This is a genomic window from Coleofasciculus sp. F4-SAH-05, assembly GCF_040222985.1.
GTDB classification, from domain to species: Bacteria; Cyanobacteriota; Cyanobacteriia; order Cyanobacteriales; family Coleofasciculaceae; genus Coleofasciculus; species Coleofasciculus chthonoplastes.
Window position 1 is genome coordinate 1 of the sequence record NZ_JAVKBY010000069.1, and the last position, 16,092, is coordinate 16,092.

The window sequence follows — 16,092 nt, forward strand, 5'->3', positions numbered from 1 at the left end:
ACCCAGTGGTATGGATGACGAACGGGTTTCTGCGATGTCAGCGGCGATGCTTTCCTTAGGTGAACGGATTGGTAAAGAATTAGTTCGCGGTACAGTTGACCGGATCTATGTCGAGGGTGCAAAAGGCTTTAGTGTCTTGACCAGTTGTGGTGAAGATACCGTCTTTTTGGTTCTGGCGACGAAAGAGGCTAAACAAGGACTTTTGATGCTGGAAATCAAGCGCACCGTTGATGCATTGCGGATGGTTCTGTCGTAATCACCTTGATCGGTAAGGGTTTCTTCACTTGTGCAGTAAGCCCTATGTAAGTAGGGTGGGCATTGCCCACCCTACTTTTCTTGAGAGTTACCCGATAATTATGAGAATGATGGCACAAAAGTATAAGAAATGTTAACAAAATCAATCTAGGGGATTGGTCATATTCAAGTTATCAAGGCGCCAATGGCTTACCATTGAAGGGTTTAGAGGCTAAACAGCTCAGCATCTATCTATAGGTAGAGATGAACTAGAATCAAGGCTTGAACTCAATTGTCGGTCTGACCTTCTCCGCGATCCATAAAGGGTCTCCCTTGATTGTAAATTTTTTTAAAAAAAAGCTCATTTCTCCGGAGAAGTTCACTATACTGGTTTTTACCTTCGTAATTTCTTACATTACAGAAATTGATTAAAGGTTTGTTACATAAAGACCATTTTTTATCCCCGATAGGAGGAACGTCCATGGAAATGACAACCCGTGAAAACTTAACCAAGACTTATTCACTCAACGAAAAGGTCACAGGCTTCTTAATTTGGACATTTACCCTAACGGTAAGTCTCTTAGTGGCAGGGTTTCCGCTGATTGTGTTAATGGTGGCGCTTGGAGCAATTATGGCGATTTCTTTGCAATCGCTTTTGCCGATTAGTGCCGTTTTGCTCGTCGCCGTTGGTTTGATTGGTGCGAATGTTTTGGGAATTGTATTCGGCGCTGCCGTTTTAACCTTCAAGGGCGTCAATCCGAAGGAAGTCCGTTGGTTGAGCTGGTTACATGGTGAGCAGAATATTCTGCATAAGTCAATTTTTGCAGCTTGCCCACTCACCTGTGATTATGAAGCTACAAAGTAGTACTCAACTGGATGTTTAACAATTTATCAACATAGCTGAATACACGGAGTAAGTTTTTCATCAAACGGTAGTGTGGCCCGGTTAAAACCGGGTTTTTTCATGTCTAAGAGTAATGTAGAGACAAGGCAACAAGCGTCTTATAGCAACCGCCATAGCTGTTAGGACACATCATTTATGTAGAGACTAGGCATGCTTAGTCTCTACAATGGTGACGAAAGTCCTAATCGATGTGTCTACTGCTATAGTTTTACATCTCAAATGTAAACGCTATAGTAGCGAGCAAGATGCTCGCACTACCAGGATGAGAGCAATTACTGGCATTCAGCTTTAAAAGCCGAACAGCTTAAAGGTATAGAATGTCAATGATAAATAAAAAATTTTTCTGGCTTGACGTTAAAAACAAATACTTAACTACGTTGGCAATTCTCTAGCGATCGCATTAGACTTTAGCTTATCCGGCGATAGGTTCCCCACGCTCTAATCTTCGATTGAGCGTGGGATGAATCGCCAGTTTATTATTGACAACTTGCTTGTTGTCAGCTAATATTAAGGGTAAATTGTTTTTGTATTTCATTGACAAAGCTGTAAAAGCTGGTAAAAGCTGGTAAATTGACAGCAAAAACTAAATTACATAACTACAGTTTCTCTGGCGATAAGCAAGAAGTGGGCTCTTGCGTATTCCCCACTATAAAACGCCGGAAGCGTCGTTCTGAAACGACGACAAAGGAAGCCTACAACCGTACCCGTAGGGTCGGTGTAGGAGGACGTCACGGATTCCCGACAAAGATGATGGTATCCATAAGGTAAGAAAAAACACCTGTGGTGAACCTGTAGGGGCGACCCGCTTGCACCAATTAACAACTCCAGCTACTTAATAGATTCGGGTCGCCCTCTCATCAACCCTCGGTGATAAAAAGTGTTTCTTAAGAATTAAGAGTTAACAGTTGAGCTATTTATCCTCTAAAATTAGGAGAGTGCAGGATCAACTACCTACCCAACCCCATTGTAAGTGAATTTAGCTACAGCCTTTTATTATAAAACCAACAGTGCGATCATAACCAAACCCACTTTCAGCATTGTATGTGTATTGCCGATCAAAGAAAATCCCGTTTATCAAAAAAGGTCGTCCGTAGGGGCGCATAGAGGTCATCGGTGTCAACTTAAGCTCAACCCCCTCACCCCCAGCCCCTCTCCCACCAGGGGAGAGGGGAGCAAGAAGGCAGCGGTATGGAAGTTATCTTCCCAGTGTAAGTGTGTTTTGGAAGCGTCTTTATTGGATGGTTCCCCTTCTCCCATGAAACAAAAGCTCTCGCATCCTCTGTCCTCCCCCATGCAACAAAAGCTCTCGCATCCTCTGTCCTCCCCCATGCAACAAAAGCTCTCGCATCCTCTGTCGCATCCTCTGTCCTCCCCCCTCTTGTAGGGGGGAATGAGGGGGGTCTGACAGGTGTAGGTTTTTTATTTTAGGGTTGGGACAAGACAAGGAGGGCAAGGAAGGAAAGTAGACAAGGGGGAAAAACCGTACAAAATCTTGTTCGGTCAAGTTAACTTACAAAAGCCGAAACGCCCTATTTTTCGTTCTCACTCTTCCTTGTCTACTGGTCTACCTGTCTTCCAAGTCTTACCTAAACCCCAATCTTAAAAAACCTACCCTTGTGAGGTAGGGGGGCCGGAGTTGGGGTTAGGGGATGAGGGCGAAAAGATTGCCAGTCGAGCTTTTGGCGCTTAACACGGATGACCGACCTGCGCCCTTACCCATCCCCGGCAATTCATGTAAATAGGCTCTAATTTAAAAACTATTTATCCAGATGATTGACTATCTTTCCAAAGTTTTATACGTTCTCACGGGAAGCCGGAAAAGTCTAATCTTCCTCTTGTTGGTATTTATCTTCACCTCAATTCTTGAAGCCTTTGGTATTGGCTTAGTCGGACCATTCATCAGCCTAGCGTCCAACCCAGAATCGATTCAAAGTATTACCGTACTTGACTGGGCTTATCAAAAGTCAGGAGTTGAGACACCTCAGCAATTTATTCCCATCGTCGGATTTGTCATTATTATAATTTTTTGTATTCAAGCGCTGTTATATTTCCTCGCTCAAACGTATATCTACCGATACACCCACCAGCAAAAGAGCCGACTAATCGCCCGATTACTCAAAGCTTATTTGGCCGCCCCCTATACATTTTACTTAAAACAAAATACAGCGAACATCATCAAGAATATTATTAGTGAAACGATTCAGTTTACTCAGGGATGTTTGTTAGCCTTACTCCTGTTTACAACGAACGGTATTGTGGTCGGGGTTTTAATGGGGTTAATGGCTTTGAGCAGCCCCCTACTCCTAGTGATGATTCTGGTGATTTTAGTACCGACTTTTTTAGTATTCAATAAACTAGGAAATAGATTTAAACGGTGGGGAAAAACCCAATCGGAAACACAGCGAGAAATGATTCGCACCGTCAATCACGGTTTGGGCGGCTTGAAAGAAACCCGGGTAATTGGCTGTGAATCCTATTTTGAGAATAAAATGGATGAGCAAGTTCGCAAATATGCTCGGGCGGCTACTTTATCTCAAGCGTCTAATTTATTACCAAACATTTTTATTAAAACCTGTTTAATTGTATTTGTTATCCTCTTTGTTTCTCTGTTCAATATTTTCTTCACTGAGAGTGGGCAAGATTTGACCGCTGTAATGGGGGTCTTTGCTGTGGCTGCAGTGCGCTTAATTCCGGCATCAAGTCAGTTTATTAGTGCAATGGGAAATATGCGAACCTCTAGCCATGCGCTGGATATGCTCTACTTGGATCTCAAGGAGATAGAGAAACGAGAAGTCCACAATGGTTTAGAGCGTTTAAACGGTTCAACAGGAAAGGGATTAGTTAAGCGGGGAAGTAAAGATAGAAACCTGTTGAGTTTCGCGAATCAAATCGAGCTGATGGATGTGACCTATCGTTATCCGGGGGCTTCAGAACTATCCCTTGACCAGATTTCTTTTACAATTAAGAAAGGGGAATCGATTGCCTTAATTGGTAAGTCGGGAGCGGGAAAGACGACGTTAGTGGATGTGATATTGGGACTTTTGGATCTAGAGAGTGGAGATATTAAAGTTGATGGTGTATCGATCTATGAGAATCTGCGCTCTTGGCAAAATCTGGTCGGCTATATTCCCCAGTCTATTTTTCTGACTGATGATACAATCGAACGGAATATTGCTTTTGGTGTTCCTGATAATCAGATTGATGAGGAACGATTGTACAAGGCAATTCAAGCCGCGCAGCTTGAGGAATTGATTGAGCAATTGCCAGATGGGATAAAGACGGGGGTTGGTGAACGAGGGGTACGTTTATCGGGGGGACAACGCCAACGGATTGGTATTGCTAGGGCGATTTATCATGAACGGGAAATTTTGGTGCTGGACGAGGCAACAGCAGCATTGGATAATGAGACAGAGAGTCGAGTGACTGAGGCGATTAACTCCCTAGCCGGGACCAAAACCCTGATTGTGATTGCACATCGCCTGTCTACGGTGGAGAACTGCGATCGCATTTATAGGTTGGAAAAGGGAAGGGTGGTTAAGTCAGGGAGTTATCAAGAGGTGGTTTTGGAGGGATGAACATAGTTGTGGGAAACCTGTAGGGGCGGGTTTAGCCATTTAATTTGGATACTGATGCTCCAAGTGTACAACAAAACCCGCCCTCACTCAAAATCAAAGGATGGTTCTACGACAAATTCTCTCAAAGCACAAACTAAAATAAATTCCAGGAAATGCACTATGAATTCAACGACACCGTTTTGTCTTGATCCGGATTATTTAAATGATTTAGCAACTAAGTATAAAGAAGCTTACGCTCAAGCCCAGCCCTTTCCGCATATTGTTATTGATGACTTTTTGCCAGAGTTTGTCTTAGATGAAATTCTCACCGAGTTTCCTCAACCGGGTTCAATTGATTGGCAAAAATTTGATGCACCAGCGGAGAAAAAACTGGCATCCACTTCGGAGTTACAGATGGGAGAAGCGACTCGCTTGCTTTTATATCAACTCAACTCTGCCACATTTATTAACTTTTTAGAACAATTGACCAGTATTGAGGGGATTATTCCTGATCCCCATTTCGTGGGTGGGGGGCTTCATCAAATTGAACCCGGGGGGTATTTGAAAATGCATGTTGATTTTAATCGGCATACCCGCCTAAGCCTCGACCGTCGTTTAAATCTACTCCTATACTTAAATAAAGACTGGCATGAAGACTATGGCGGTCATCTGGAGCTGTGGGATCGGGATATGACGCGGTGCGAAAAGAAGATTTTGCCTATTTTTAATCGCTGTGTCATATTCAGTACCACCGACTTTTCCTATCACGGACATCCTGAACCATTAACCTGTCCAGAGGGACGCACGCGCAAGTCACTGGCACTATATTATTACAGCAATGGGCGACCTGCTGAAGAAATTGCTGGTGCTGGTCATTCCACCCTGTTTAAGACTCGACCGGATGAAAAATTTACCTCCAACCAATCCCCAGGGACTAACGTTAAGACCTTTGTCAAGAAACTGATTCCACCAATTTTGATAGATGTGCGAAATCATCTGAGTCAGAAATCTTAACCAGAGAAACGCCGTTTATGTAGGTACAAAAGAACACCCATGACTCCGCAAGCCCAACTCGCCATGCTCGCTTGGATACCCGTCGTCTTATTTCTGTTTGTGCGGTTTCCAGCGCAGAAGGCAGTGATTATCGGCTTTATTGGCGCATGGCTGTTTTTACCCCAAAAAGCGGGATTTTATTTTCCGGGGTTGCCCGACTATGACCGCGTATCAGCTGTTTCTTATAGTATTTTACTTGCTACATTTGTCTTTGATGTGGGACGCTTCCGGTCATTTAAATTTAGCTGGATTGACATACCCATGCTGATTTGGTGTCTATGTCCATTGGCTTCATCAATCACCAGTGGTTTGGGTGCCTATGATGGGATGTCAGCTGTCCTCGACCAAACGATAGCATGGGGAGTACCTTATTTTCTCGGTCGCATTTATCTGAATAATCTACGGGGGCTGCGCTTGTTGGCAATCGGGATTTTTATCGGTGGATTGGTTTATGTGCCATTGTGTTTATTTGAAATCCGGATGAGTCCGCAGCTACACCAGATGGTTTACGGGTATTTTCCCCATATGTTCGCCCAAACTATTCGCTATGGCGGATTTAGACCCCAAGTGTTTATGACTCATGGGCTTCAGGTGGGGATTTGGATGATGTCGGCGTCCCTAATAGGGATTTGGCTCTGGCAAGCTGGGGTGATTAAGCAACTTTGGGGGATTCCCATGAGTTGGCTGGTGTTGGTGTTGTCGATTACGTTTGTGTTGCTCAAATCCACGGGCGCTTGGTTTCTGATGGCGTTGGGGGTGGCTATTCTTTTCTCAGCTAAATGGTTTCGCACGGCTTTGCCTTTCTTTTTGACGATTGTGATTATCTTTTCCTACCTCTACGGGGGAGTAACTGGGGAATTTACGGGCGAAAAAAAGGATGGAATTTTGCAGTTTGTTACGACCTTAACCGATGAAAGTCGAGCTGGTTCGTTAGGCGCAAGGTTTAATCAGGAAGAGGTTCTGGGTGATTTAGCAAGGGAACGGATAGTATTTGGTCATGGCAAATGGGGATGGGTGGCTAGAGATGAAGAAACTGGCAAGGAGTATGTGGCGGCGGACAGTTTATGGATATTGGGATTTACTCACAATGGTGTGGTTGGCTTGTTCAGTTTATATCTGGCGATGCTATTGCCGGTGATTAGCTTTGGGGTGTTACGGTATCCAGGGACAACCTGGTTTCATCCGAAAGTTGCTCCCGCTGCAGCACTGGCGGTGGTGGTTATGTTGTTTATGTTTGATAGCTTGTTGAATGCTCATCCTACCCCAACCTATATGTTGGCGTCTGGGGCAATATCAGGGTTGGTTGTCAACGAGACACAGACGCAGAAGGTGAAAGGAAATCGCGCTGCAGCTCGGCGTTCGTTGGCTCAGAAGCGACAACACCAGCATAATTGATTAGAATTTAAACCAGCTCACAATAACTTAATCTGCCTACCCATTGGGAGGATAGGGAGACATAGCCATCAATGATATTTAACTCCGTCGAATTCTTCATTTTTCTTGCGGTTACTTACCTACTCTACCGCATCCTGCCCTTCCGGGGTCAAAACTTGATGCTGCTGGTGGCTAGCTATGTTTTCTATGGCTGGTGGGATGAGCGGTTTCTGTTTCTGATTGTCTTGTCCACGGTGATTGACTTTTGCTGTGGGTTGATGATTGACAAAGGTGAGTTAACCCGCCGTGAACGTTGGTTTCCTTCGGGATATATCTTACTCGCCGCCTTCTTTTTTGTTACCGTGCGCTGGAATGGGATTGAGTTGACGACTCAACCCTTAGCCCTATCTGGGCAATGGTCTCAACTGCTACCTAGGGATGGGTCGGGCTGGTTGGTGTTCCTGGGGATGGGTGGAGTTGTGGCGCTGGCTAATTTTTTCTATCCTCGGCTGGCGGCGTTGGAGGTGGCAAAGCGGCGGAGTTTATTTCTGTTTATTAGTCTATTCAGTAATCTCGGTATTCTGGGATTCTTTAAATATTTTAACTTCTTTATCGATAGCGCCGAGACAACGATTCAAACCTTGGGCATGTCGGCAGCGTTCTGGCATTTAGATATTGTTCTCCCTGTGGGTATTTCCTTTTATACCTTTCAGACGATGAGTTATACCATCGATATCTATCGCCGCCAGATGCCGGCAACCAATCGTTTTTTGGACTTTGCTTTGTTTGTGTCGTTCTTTCCTCAGTTGGTGGCGGGTCCGATTGAACGGGCGTCCAAGTTGCTTCCCTGTTTATTACAGCCGCGTCAGCTTAGTTTAGACCAATCGACGCGGGGTGTCTATTTAATTTTATTCGGTTTGTTTAAGAAGGTGGCAGTCGCTGATAGTTTGGCGGTTTCCGTGAATGCGATTTACGAAACTCAAGGGACTGTGTCTTGGCTGGATGTAGTCTTAGCGACCTTTTTATTTGCGGGTCAGATTTACGGCGACTTTTCCGGGTATTCAGACATTGCTAGGGGGGTGTCTAAATTATTTGGGGTAGAACTGATGGTTAATTTTAATTTACCCTATTTTGCCCAGAATCCTAGTGAGTTTTGGCGCCGCTGGCATATTAGTCTTTCGACGTGGTTACGGGATTACCTATATATTCCCTTAGGGGGAAACCGCCACAGTGAACGGAGAACGTATCAGAACCTGATGACGACAATGGTGTTGGGGGGATTGTGGCACGGTGCGGCTTGGCATTTTGTCCTGTGGGGATTTTATCACGGCGCGTTGTTGTGTGTTCATCGCGTGTTTACGACAACATTTAAGCGCCAGCCAAAGGTGAAAAAGAATCAGGGATTTGTCGGTTCATTCGTGGCGATTCTATTTTTCTTTGTCTTCACCTGCTATGGCTGGTTATTGTTTCGCGCCAATTCTCTGGCTCAGGTGATTAGTTTTACCCAGATTCTGATTTTAGATTTCGGGAATTTAGCGCTCAGTATACCCAAACCAACTTTTTCGGGATTACTGGGGCTACCACTATTGATGAGTTATGAGGTGATAGAATATTATGCGGGGCATCAGTATTTTTATCGTCGCTCTCCCGCCATGATGCGTGGTCTCTTATATGCCATTCTAACGATTCTGATAGTAATGGGTACGAGCAATGAACCTGCACAATTTATCTATTTTCAGTTCTAAATCTCCTCCCAAAAATCCGATCTTGGATTCAGTAAAAACGGGTTTGTGGTTTATCGGGTTTCTGGTTTTGTTCGATATCGCGGTGAATTTACTTTTTCCCTATCCCGCCAACCCTCGCGCTAAACCGGGAAAACTGAATCTGTATTTTGATTATGGGCGGTCTATTGAGGGTAAAATTAGACGGCAAGTGGGTGCAACGGATGAATCGACGGCATTACTGGCATTAGCCGGATGGCTGGATTCTGAGAATTGGTCGGAAAATCACCCCGGTCAACCCGTTCGCCCTGACCCCGGTGAAGAGTTACTGATTGCTACCTATGGCATGTCATTTTCTAACCAAGTCAGTCGGGCAATGGAGACGATTAATCCTAACATTACCTTACGACTGATTGCTGGACCAGCAGCACCACCTAACCACTCGTTTGCCGCCTACCAGTTAGACCGGGGGCATCATGAAGCGGATGTGGTCATCTTAGGGGTTTTAGCGTCGAGTGTCAAAGGACTCAGTGCTATAAGTGGGATGACCTGGGGGGCTGAAGTTCCGGCGGCTTTTACGTTTCCTAAGTATGGGATGGAAAACGGAGAGTTAAAGGCAATTGAACCTAAAATTCAGTCGATAGAACAACTTCGTGTTGCTGTCAAGGATGAGGAGAAATGGCAGGCGTTTGTTGACCAGATGCGAAACCATGATCGCTTTTTTAATTCCTTTTTATTTGAGGAAAATTGGACTGATTATTCGGCAATTATCCGAATGATTCGCCGTTCTTGGGGACAAAAGCATCAAGTCGGTTTGACGAATGAAATTCATACGTCAGCAGGGTTTAATCAGGATTTGCCAGATATTCAGGTGTTACCTGTCATGGTGCAGGAGTTTGCGGAAACGGCTCAAGCCGATGGGAAGCTGCCGATTGTGCTACTGTTTAATGATCGGGGATATGATGACCATCTGTTTGAATATCTCCAGCCGACTCTGGAGGCGAATTCAATTCCCTTTGTCAGTACTCATCGGATTGCGCCAGCGACGGATTTAAAAAATTTCAAGGGGGATGGACATTTTACTAAACATGCGAATCAGCTCATTGCCCAAGAGGTTTTAGAGATAATTGAACAGCATTTTCCATCAGGGGGACAGTCGGAAAATCGGGTTAAATAGTCTAGTGGCGTGGCACAGCTAAAATAGGGTTTTGTTTGTAGTAAGCACTTTAGTGCTCTAACGCATAGCTGGAGAGGGCTAAGGTTCCCCTACTACGAAACCAATCTATTCCACAATTTTAGTTGTGCCACTCCACTAAGGTATGATAACGTGAGAATTCATATTATATGACCTATTATTAGAACTCCTCAAATCATGACAAATGTCAACATCAACAGATAGGAAGCAAGCACTGATGCCGAAACCCCTTCGCGTTTTGTACGCCGCCGGTCCAGGGAATGTGATTGGCACTTATAATTATTGGGTTAAGGGAGAGCCCCAAAAATGATATCATGTCCAGCTACGAGAGTTTGTTTATATTGACAGTTAACACAAGAGGAAATCAATCAAGTTTTACATGACAAAAGATATTTCACTAGTTTCACAACCCATTTTTCTAGTTGGCGCTGAGCGTTCTGGTACTACGGTTCTCAGGCTAATGCTCGATCACCATCCGGATATCGCTTGGTGCTATGAATTTGAATATGCTGTTGATAAAATATCTAATGAGGGTGACTTCCCGTCGCTTGATGAATATTATAAATGGTTAGAAACTCATCGAATTTTCCAGGATACAGGTTTTACCATTGATCGCGGCTTAAGTTATCCACAACTTATTAACAGTTTCTTAGGTCAGAAACAGGAACAGGCACAAAAACCTATAATTGGTGCTACGGTTCACCGACACTTCGATAGATTGCTACATATTTTCCCTGATGCTCGTTTCATTCATCTTATTCGGGATAGCAGAGATGTAGCTCGTTCTTGTATCGGAATGGGTTGGGCAGGTAATGTATATATTGGTGTGGAACGTTGGATAGAGGCAGAGTCATTGTGGGCAAAGCTCAGTCAAAACCTATCGTCAGAACGGCGAATTGAGGTAACGTATGAAGCCCTCATTAAAGAACCCGTTGAGACTCTGACACAGCTATGTAATTTTATTGGTTTACCATATAACGAGGCAATGCTGAGTTACGCTCAGAAGACCACCTACGACTTGCCTGATCCCAGCTTAATTAGTCAGTGGAAACGCAAATTGTCTGAGCGAGAAATTCAATTGGTTGAATCACGGGTTGCGAATATGTTGGTAGAGCGCGGGTATGAACTCAGTGGGTTACCAAGCCTGAAGGTCACCTCTGCCATGAAACAACAACTCAAGTTACAATCCTGGTGGGTGCGTGTACAGGGTCGTGTCCAGCGCTATGGAATAGCCCTATTTCTAGCAGATTACTTGTCCCGACGCCTCAAAATAAATTTGTGGCAAAAGCGAGTCAGACAAAAACTCAATGTTATAAATAAAAGTAGACTGAAATGAGGGTATTAATTTAAAGAGGACATTACCCCCAATTCTGTACTTAAAGTTGAAGATTGTTGTGTGGGAAAATGACGTATGGTTTTTGAGTAAAATAAAAGGCATTAGTTCTTTGGAGTCTCTGTATTTAAAATAAACAACATCAGCATTCATTTTTACTCAAGAAATTAACGACTAAAGCAGAAGAAGACGATGAAGCCAGACTACATTTTAATAGTGGGACAAGGGCGTTCCGGAACCAACTGGTTGCTCGACCTGCTTGACCTCAGCAGTGAAACCCATTGTCGCAATGAAGGGGATCAGCTAGCCACCTCTCCTCTGGCTCAACTTCCATCACCCAAAGTTCGGAAACCCCTAGGTGATAGATTTGGACAGCAGTGGGGCGAACGCTTTGGGGAGGTAGAAGCCATGACTGTGGATGAATCAGAATTGTGGTATTGGTGCTATGCTAGCGAAACGATTCACTCGGTAGGTGAAGGACGCTCCAATTACGTGCGGGTTATCTATGAAGACTTGAGTACTGACTCCTTGGAGATCACAAAGCACCTATATCAGAAATGCCATCTACCCTGGACAAAGGAAATTGAGGCAGAGGTTGCTAAAAGCGCCTCCCGAGCAAATAAGATTGCCACGGCATGGTATAAGAAGTTAGAGCCAGAGTAAATCGAGTTAGTCAAGCGTATTTCAGCTAGCAGCTTCATGTCGGATTGGTGGGAAGATTAGTAGCGCTGAGTGACTTCGAGTTGCAATTGCAACTTGTTAAAATTAAGACGCCTAAACTCATGTCTAAGACACTGCGAGTTTTATATGCACTTAGTCTAGGAGATGTCATTGGTATCTATCCCCATTGATCTGAAAAATATCCTTTTGACTTAACTTGGGGCTTCGGGAGTGTACTTAATAACTTTGCCGCTTATAATTTTGATTGGAAAGGGAAGACTGAATAATAATGAACACTATCCCCATCGCCATCCTATGTGGTGGCAAAGGCATCCGCCTCAAAGAAGAAACCGAATTTCGACCCAAACCCATGGTTATGGTCGGCAATCGCCCCCTAATCTGACAGGGTGAATATGGAGAGACACCTTCATCATATCTATCGATTAAAACATGCGTTTATTAATAGTTCAGCATGCAGGAGATTACCGTGAAGCCGTCCAGCGTTTAGCTGAAGGGGGCGCAGAAACTTATTATGCCCAAAAGTATTCAGTTAACACCATCGCCGAAATTGCTAAACGGGTTGAAGACGTTACCGTTCTCTGTTTTTGTACAGCCACCGCCTATAATCAAGTCCTGCCCAATGGGGTGCGAGCAATCGGTGCAGGATTTCAGAGCCAACTCAACACCAAACACCTGATTAATATCATTGAAGCCCAAAATCCCAATCATTTAATTCTGCGTACCAGTCTCCCCCATATCCTCAAGTGTGTCGTCAACAAAAAGATTAGAACCCTGGCTATTTTTGCTGAATCATTTCAACGTAAAACTCTCCGCAAGAGAGCAAAATACTATTTTTTATCAAGACTTTTAAATCAAAACCCGATTGAATGGATTGCCAATCATAATCTGAATTCCTGCTTATCGCTTCAGCAAATAGGCGTTAATCCAGAAAAAATAATTCCCTGGGATTGGCCCCCTGTGATTACCCCAGAATCTTTTCCCGAAAAACGCCTCCGCCGTCATGAACCTCCGTGGCATCTTCTGTACGTTGGTATTTTGAGTGAAGCCAAGGGAATTGGCGATACATTAGAAGCAATAGCCTATTTAAAAGCCCAGGGATTATCCATCAACTTAAAAATAGCCGGGATCGGCGAAACCGAGTATTTTGTCAAGAAAGCAGAAACTCGGCAAATTCAAGACTCTGTAGACTTTTTGGGATTAGTTTCCCATCATGAGGTGATGCAGTTAATGAAAAACGCCGATCTAATCATCATCCCCAGTAGACATACCTATCCAGAGGGTTTACCCGTGACCCTATACGAAGCCCTCTGCACCCGCACGCCAATTGTCGCTTCAGACCATCCCATGTTTAACCAGGTTTTGCAACATCAAAGCAACGCCCTAATCTTTCCCTCCGGTAACTCCCTGGCTTTAGCCGCTTGTATTGAAACACTCGTGGCTAACCCCGAACTCTATCAAACCCTTTCTACTGCTGCATCCGCTACCTGGGAACGGCTGCAAATTCCGGTAAAATGGGGAGACTTAATTCAACGTTGGTTAAATAATTCCCCGGACGATCGACAGTGGTTGTTTGACCATAGACTGGCTTCAGGACGCTACAACTCATACCCACCTGTGGAACAATGAAACCCAACTATATGGTCATCGGTGCGGGAAAATGTGCCACAACCACACTCTGCACGCTTTTGGGACACCATCCTGATGTGTTCATGGTTAAGTGTAAAGAACCCAACTTCTTCTCCCATGATCCCATCTATGCCCGAGGATTTGACTGGTATGAATCCCTGTACAATGAAGTGGGGTCGAAACGGATGCGGGGAGAAGGGAGCAACTGCTACACAGCCAAGGAACGTTATCCGCACACCCTTTCTCGCCTTGTGGCTTACGCTCCTGACTTAAAGCTAATCTACATTGTCCGCGATCCGATCGCCCGCATTGAGTCGTTGTGGTTACAGAAACGATCGCACGGCGGGGAAGAGGTTCACTATGATTTCAATACAGCCGTGCGAATCAATCGGGATTCCCTGGTGGATACCTCCAACTATTGGCAGCAAATTGACGCCTATCGGACTCATTTTCCCGATGAGCGCATCCACATTATCTTCTACGAGGATTTTCAAGCCGATACAGAAGCGGTTATGCGTCGCTGCTTTCAGTTCCTAGATGTCGATCCCGATGCCCCCCTAGCTGATCCTCAGCTTCACCTGAACCCCTCAACGGGCAAAAAAGTACCCAGCCATACCCTTTCGCGCCTGCGTTCATTCTCTCTATTCCGCGCCACAGCCAAGCTAATTCCCCCATCTTTACGCCATCGACTCAAACAACAGCTATTCTTCCAGGAATTCTCAGGACGACCGCAATGGCAGCCCCAAACTCGTGAGTGGGTGGCAGATATTCTAGAAGCCGACACCTCTAGGTTCTTAGAGTACTGTAACCAACCCCAAGACTTATGGCAGCTTCGGGGTTGAAAATCTGCCGATAGCGGGTACTGAATGGCTAAACTTGACTAAAACACTATATTATGCTAGAATCATCAACCCAAAAGCCACTACCCTACCCGGTGTACTTCATTAGCAAGAACATCCAAGTGTGGCAGGATGTCATGGAAAGCCCTCACCCACCCCCCGTAGAACAAATCATCGACCGATTCCGAGATGGTAATGATTCCTGGTCGGTGCAAACCTACGTCCAGCTAAAACGACGCGGCTTGAACGTACACCTAGTTCCTCGCTATATTCCGGGTCAGATCTGTGTCACCAGTTATGATCATCTAGGACTCAGGGACTATCCCTTCCACAGCTATGTTGTCGCCTGCCAACATGACCGAGGTAGACCAGAAATCTGCGAGCAACGGATCGTTCAGAATCGCTTAAACGTGATTGATTCGACCGACCACTTTATACCATTCTGGCCCCAAGTGGCACTCAAACCCCGCGATCGCTGCCGAGGCAGCAAAGTTGAAACCATTGTTTACAAAGGTAGGAGTATCTATTTTGCCCAACCCTTTCAGAGTCCAGAATTTTTGCAGCAACTGCAATCCCTGGGAATGACCTTATCCCTTAGCACAGACCTATCCCAGGGGGGGCATACGGTTTGGACAGATTATCGTCAAGCCGACGTAGTGTTGGCAGTCCGAAACTGTACGGAGTATGATTTATCGATTAAGCCAGCGAGTAAATTGATTAACGCTTGGTTCGCTGGGTGTCCCGCCTTACTCGGTCCAGAACCCGCCTTTGAACACCTGCGGCAATCGGAACTGGACTATATTGAGGTAAGGAGTCCCCAGGATGCGATCGCGGCACTAAAGCGTTTGCGGGATGAGCCAGAGTTGTATGCAGCAATGGTAGAAAACGGTTTTCGACGGGCTAAGGACTTTACACCAGATCGCATCGCTTTGCTCTGGCGTGATTTGTTGGCAGGTTCGATTGCAGAAGGTTATAATCGCTGGCTGAGCCAATCTCCAATTCAGAAACTAATTGGACGACCTATTAAGTTTATGGGGAGGGCGATTAAGCACAAGCGTGAAAAACAACGTTTTTGGGTCAGTATCCGCAATAGTTGAAACAGAAACATTTAATTCAATTCTTATACATTGGAGACTATTTTCGTTTAAGTGCTTTTTTCACAACACGACCGCAATTCAAGCAATTTTGGCAGGTATAGTGGGGTTAACTAACAGTCGGTAAATATCTAGACAATTAGTGACATAACTGGACATTTTCTATGATATAATTAGGCAATGTCTAGTTTAACGCCCCAAGAAGCAGCAACTCTACTAGGTGTGACGGTCAAAACTTTGCACCGATGGGAACTCAACGGCAAAATACGAGCTTCTCGGACAGCTGGTGGTCATCGTCGATACGATATTGTTGACTTAATTGGTAAGAAATCGGGTAACGAATAGCTATGACGACGATAACTTATTGCAAAGGCTTGCCAACTCCCGCCGATGAACTTAACCCCATCGGTTTCACCGACTTGGAGATGTTTTTAACTTCATTGTCCGATATATTCTATCAAGCAACAGTTGAAACCGTTAACCA

At 44.8% G+C, this 16,092-nt stretch carries 12 protein-coding genes and 2 pseudogenes; all 14 read left to right on the plus strand.

What is annotated here, in order from left to right:
- Positions 1-256: roadblock/LC7 domain-containing protein (locus tag RIG27_RS08615; protein WP_446344252.1), on the plus strand; the 256-nt coding region annotated here is incomplete at its 5' end.
- Positions 257-715: 459 nt separating this feature from the next.
- Positions 716-1,099, plus strand: a complete 384-nt coding sequence (locus tag RIG27_RS08620; protein ID WP_446344254.1) for a hypothetical protein — start codon at positions 716-718, stop codon at positions 1,097-1,099.
- A 1,808-nt stretch (positions 1,100-2,907) separates the two neighbouring features.
- On the plus strand, positions 2,908-4,713 hold the full coding sequence (locus RIG27_RS08625) for an ABC transporter ATP-binding protein (protein WP_446344256.1): 1,806 nt from the start codon (positions 2,908-2,910) through the stop codon (positions 4,711-4,713).
- Between the two features lie 159 nt (positions 4,714-4,872).
- Positions 4,873-5,706 (plus strand): 2OG-Fe(II) oxygenase, encoded by an 834-nt coding sequence (locus RIG27_RS08630; RefSeq protein ID WP_446344258.1) that lies wholly within the window; start codon positions 4,873-4,875, stop codon positions 5,704-5,706.
- Between the two features lie 39 nt (positions 5,707-5,745).
- The gene (locus tag RIG27_RS08635) at positions 5,746-7,140 is read left to right on the plus strand and encodes an O-antigen ligase domain-containing protein (protein ID WP_446344260.1); all 1,395 of its coding nucleotides are present in this window, start codon (positions 5,746-5,748) and stop codon (positions 7,138-7,140) included.
- 71 nt (positions 7,141-7,211) lie between these two features.
- Positions 7,212-8,864 (plus strand): MBOAT family O-acyltransferase, encoded by a 1,653-nt coding sequence (locus RIG27_RS08640; protein WP_446344262.1) that lies wholly within the window; start codon positions 7,212-7,214, stop codon positions 8,862-8,864.
- Between the two features lie 22 nt (positions 8,865-8,886).
- Positions 8,887-10,017, plus strand: a complete 1,131-nt coding sequence (locus RIG27_RS08645; protein ID WP_446344264.1) for a hypothetical protein — start codon at positions 8,887-8,889, stop codon at positions 10,015-10,017.
- A 397-nt stretch (positions 10,018-10,414) separates the two neighbouring features.
- Positions 10,415-11,371, plus strand: coding sequence for a sulfotransferase family protein (locus tag RIG27_RS08650; RefSeq protein WP_446344266.1), 957 nt, complete (start codon positions 10,415-10,417; stop codon positions 11,369-11,371).
- 189 nt (positions 11,372-11,560) lie between these two features.
- A complete protein-coding gene (locus RIG27_RS08655) occupies positions 11,561-12,031 on the plus strand; it encodes a hypothetical protein (protein ID WP_446344268.1) in 471 nt (156 codons plus the stop codon).
- A 286-nt stretch (positions 12,032-12,317) separates the two neighbouring features.
- Positions 12,318-12,428 (plus strand): annotated as a pseudogene (locus RIG27_RS08660) (glucose-1-phosphate cytidylyltransferase); the annotation flags it as partial.
- 50 nt (positions 12,429-12,478) lie between these two features.
- Entirely contained in the window at positions 12,479-13,675 is a 1,197-nt protein-coding gene (locus tag RIG27_RS08665) for a glycosyltransferase family 4 protein (protein WP_446344269.1), read from the plus strand.
- On the plus strand, positions 13,672-14,517 hold the full coding sequence (locus tag RIG27_RS08670; protein WP_446339798.1) for a sulfotransferase domain-containing protein: 846 nt from the start codon (positions 13,672-13,674) through the stop codon (positions 14,515-14,517). The genes RIG27_RS08665 and RIG27_RS08670 overlap by 4 nt, the downstream gene beginning before the upstream one ends.
- Positions 14,518-14,570: 53 nt before the next feature.
- Positions 14,571-15,611 carry a glycosyltransferase gene (locus RIG27_RS08675; protein WP_446344271.1) on the plus strand — a complete coding sequence of 347 codons (1,041 nt, stop codon included), beginning with the start codon at positions 14,571-14,573 and terminating at the stop codon, positions 15,609-15,611.
- 177 nt (positions 15,612-15,788) lie between these two features.
- A pseudogene (locus RIG27_RS08680) lies at positions 15,789-15,950 on the plus strand (MerR family DNA-binding transcriptional regulator); the annotation flags it as partial.
- Positions 15,951-16,092 lie beyond the last annotated feature (142 nt).

Bases quoted from the DNA above. Each gene is read 5' to 3' on its own strand.
- RIG27_RS08620 (WP_446344254.1), top strand. From the start codon at position 716: ATGGAAATGACAACCCGTGAAAACTTAACCAAGACTTATTCACTCAAC.
- RIG27_RS08625 (WP_446344256.1), top strand. From the start codon at position 2,908: ATGATTGACTATCTTTCCAAAGTTTTATACGTTCTCACGGGAAGCCGG.
- RIG27_RS08630 (WP_446344258.1), top strand. From the start codon at position 4,873: ATGAATTCAACGACACCGTTTTGTCTTGATCCGGATTATTTAAATGAT.
- RIG27_RS08635 (WP_446344260.1), top strand. From the start codon at position 5,746: ATGACTCCGCAAGCCCAACTCGCCATGCTCGCTTGGATACCCGTCGTC.
- RIG27_RS08640 (WP_446344262.1), top strand. From the start codon at position 7,212: ATGATATTTAACTCCGTCGAATTCTTCATTTTTCTTGCGGTTACTTAC.
- RIG27_RS08650 (WP_446344266.1), top strand. From the start codon at position 10,415: ATGACAAAAGATATTTCACTAGTTTCACAACCCATTTTTCTAGTTGGC.
- RIG27_RS08655 (WP_446344268.1), top strand. From the start codon at position 11,561: ATGAAGCCAGACTACATTTTAATAGTGGGACAAGGGCGTTCCGGAACC.
- RIG27_RS08665 (WP_446344269.1), top strand. From the start codon at position 12,479: ATGCGTTTATTAATAGTTCAGCATGCAGGAGATTACCGTGAAGCCGTC.
- RIG27_RS08670 (WP_446339798.1), top strand. From the start codon at position 13,672: ATGAAACCCAACTATATGGTCATCGGTGCGGGAAAATGTGCCACAACC.
- RIG27_RS08675 (WP_446344271.1), top strand. From the start codon at position 14,571: ATGCTAGAATCATCAACCCAAAAGCCACTACCCTACCCGGTGTACTTC.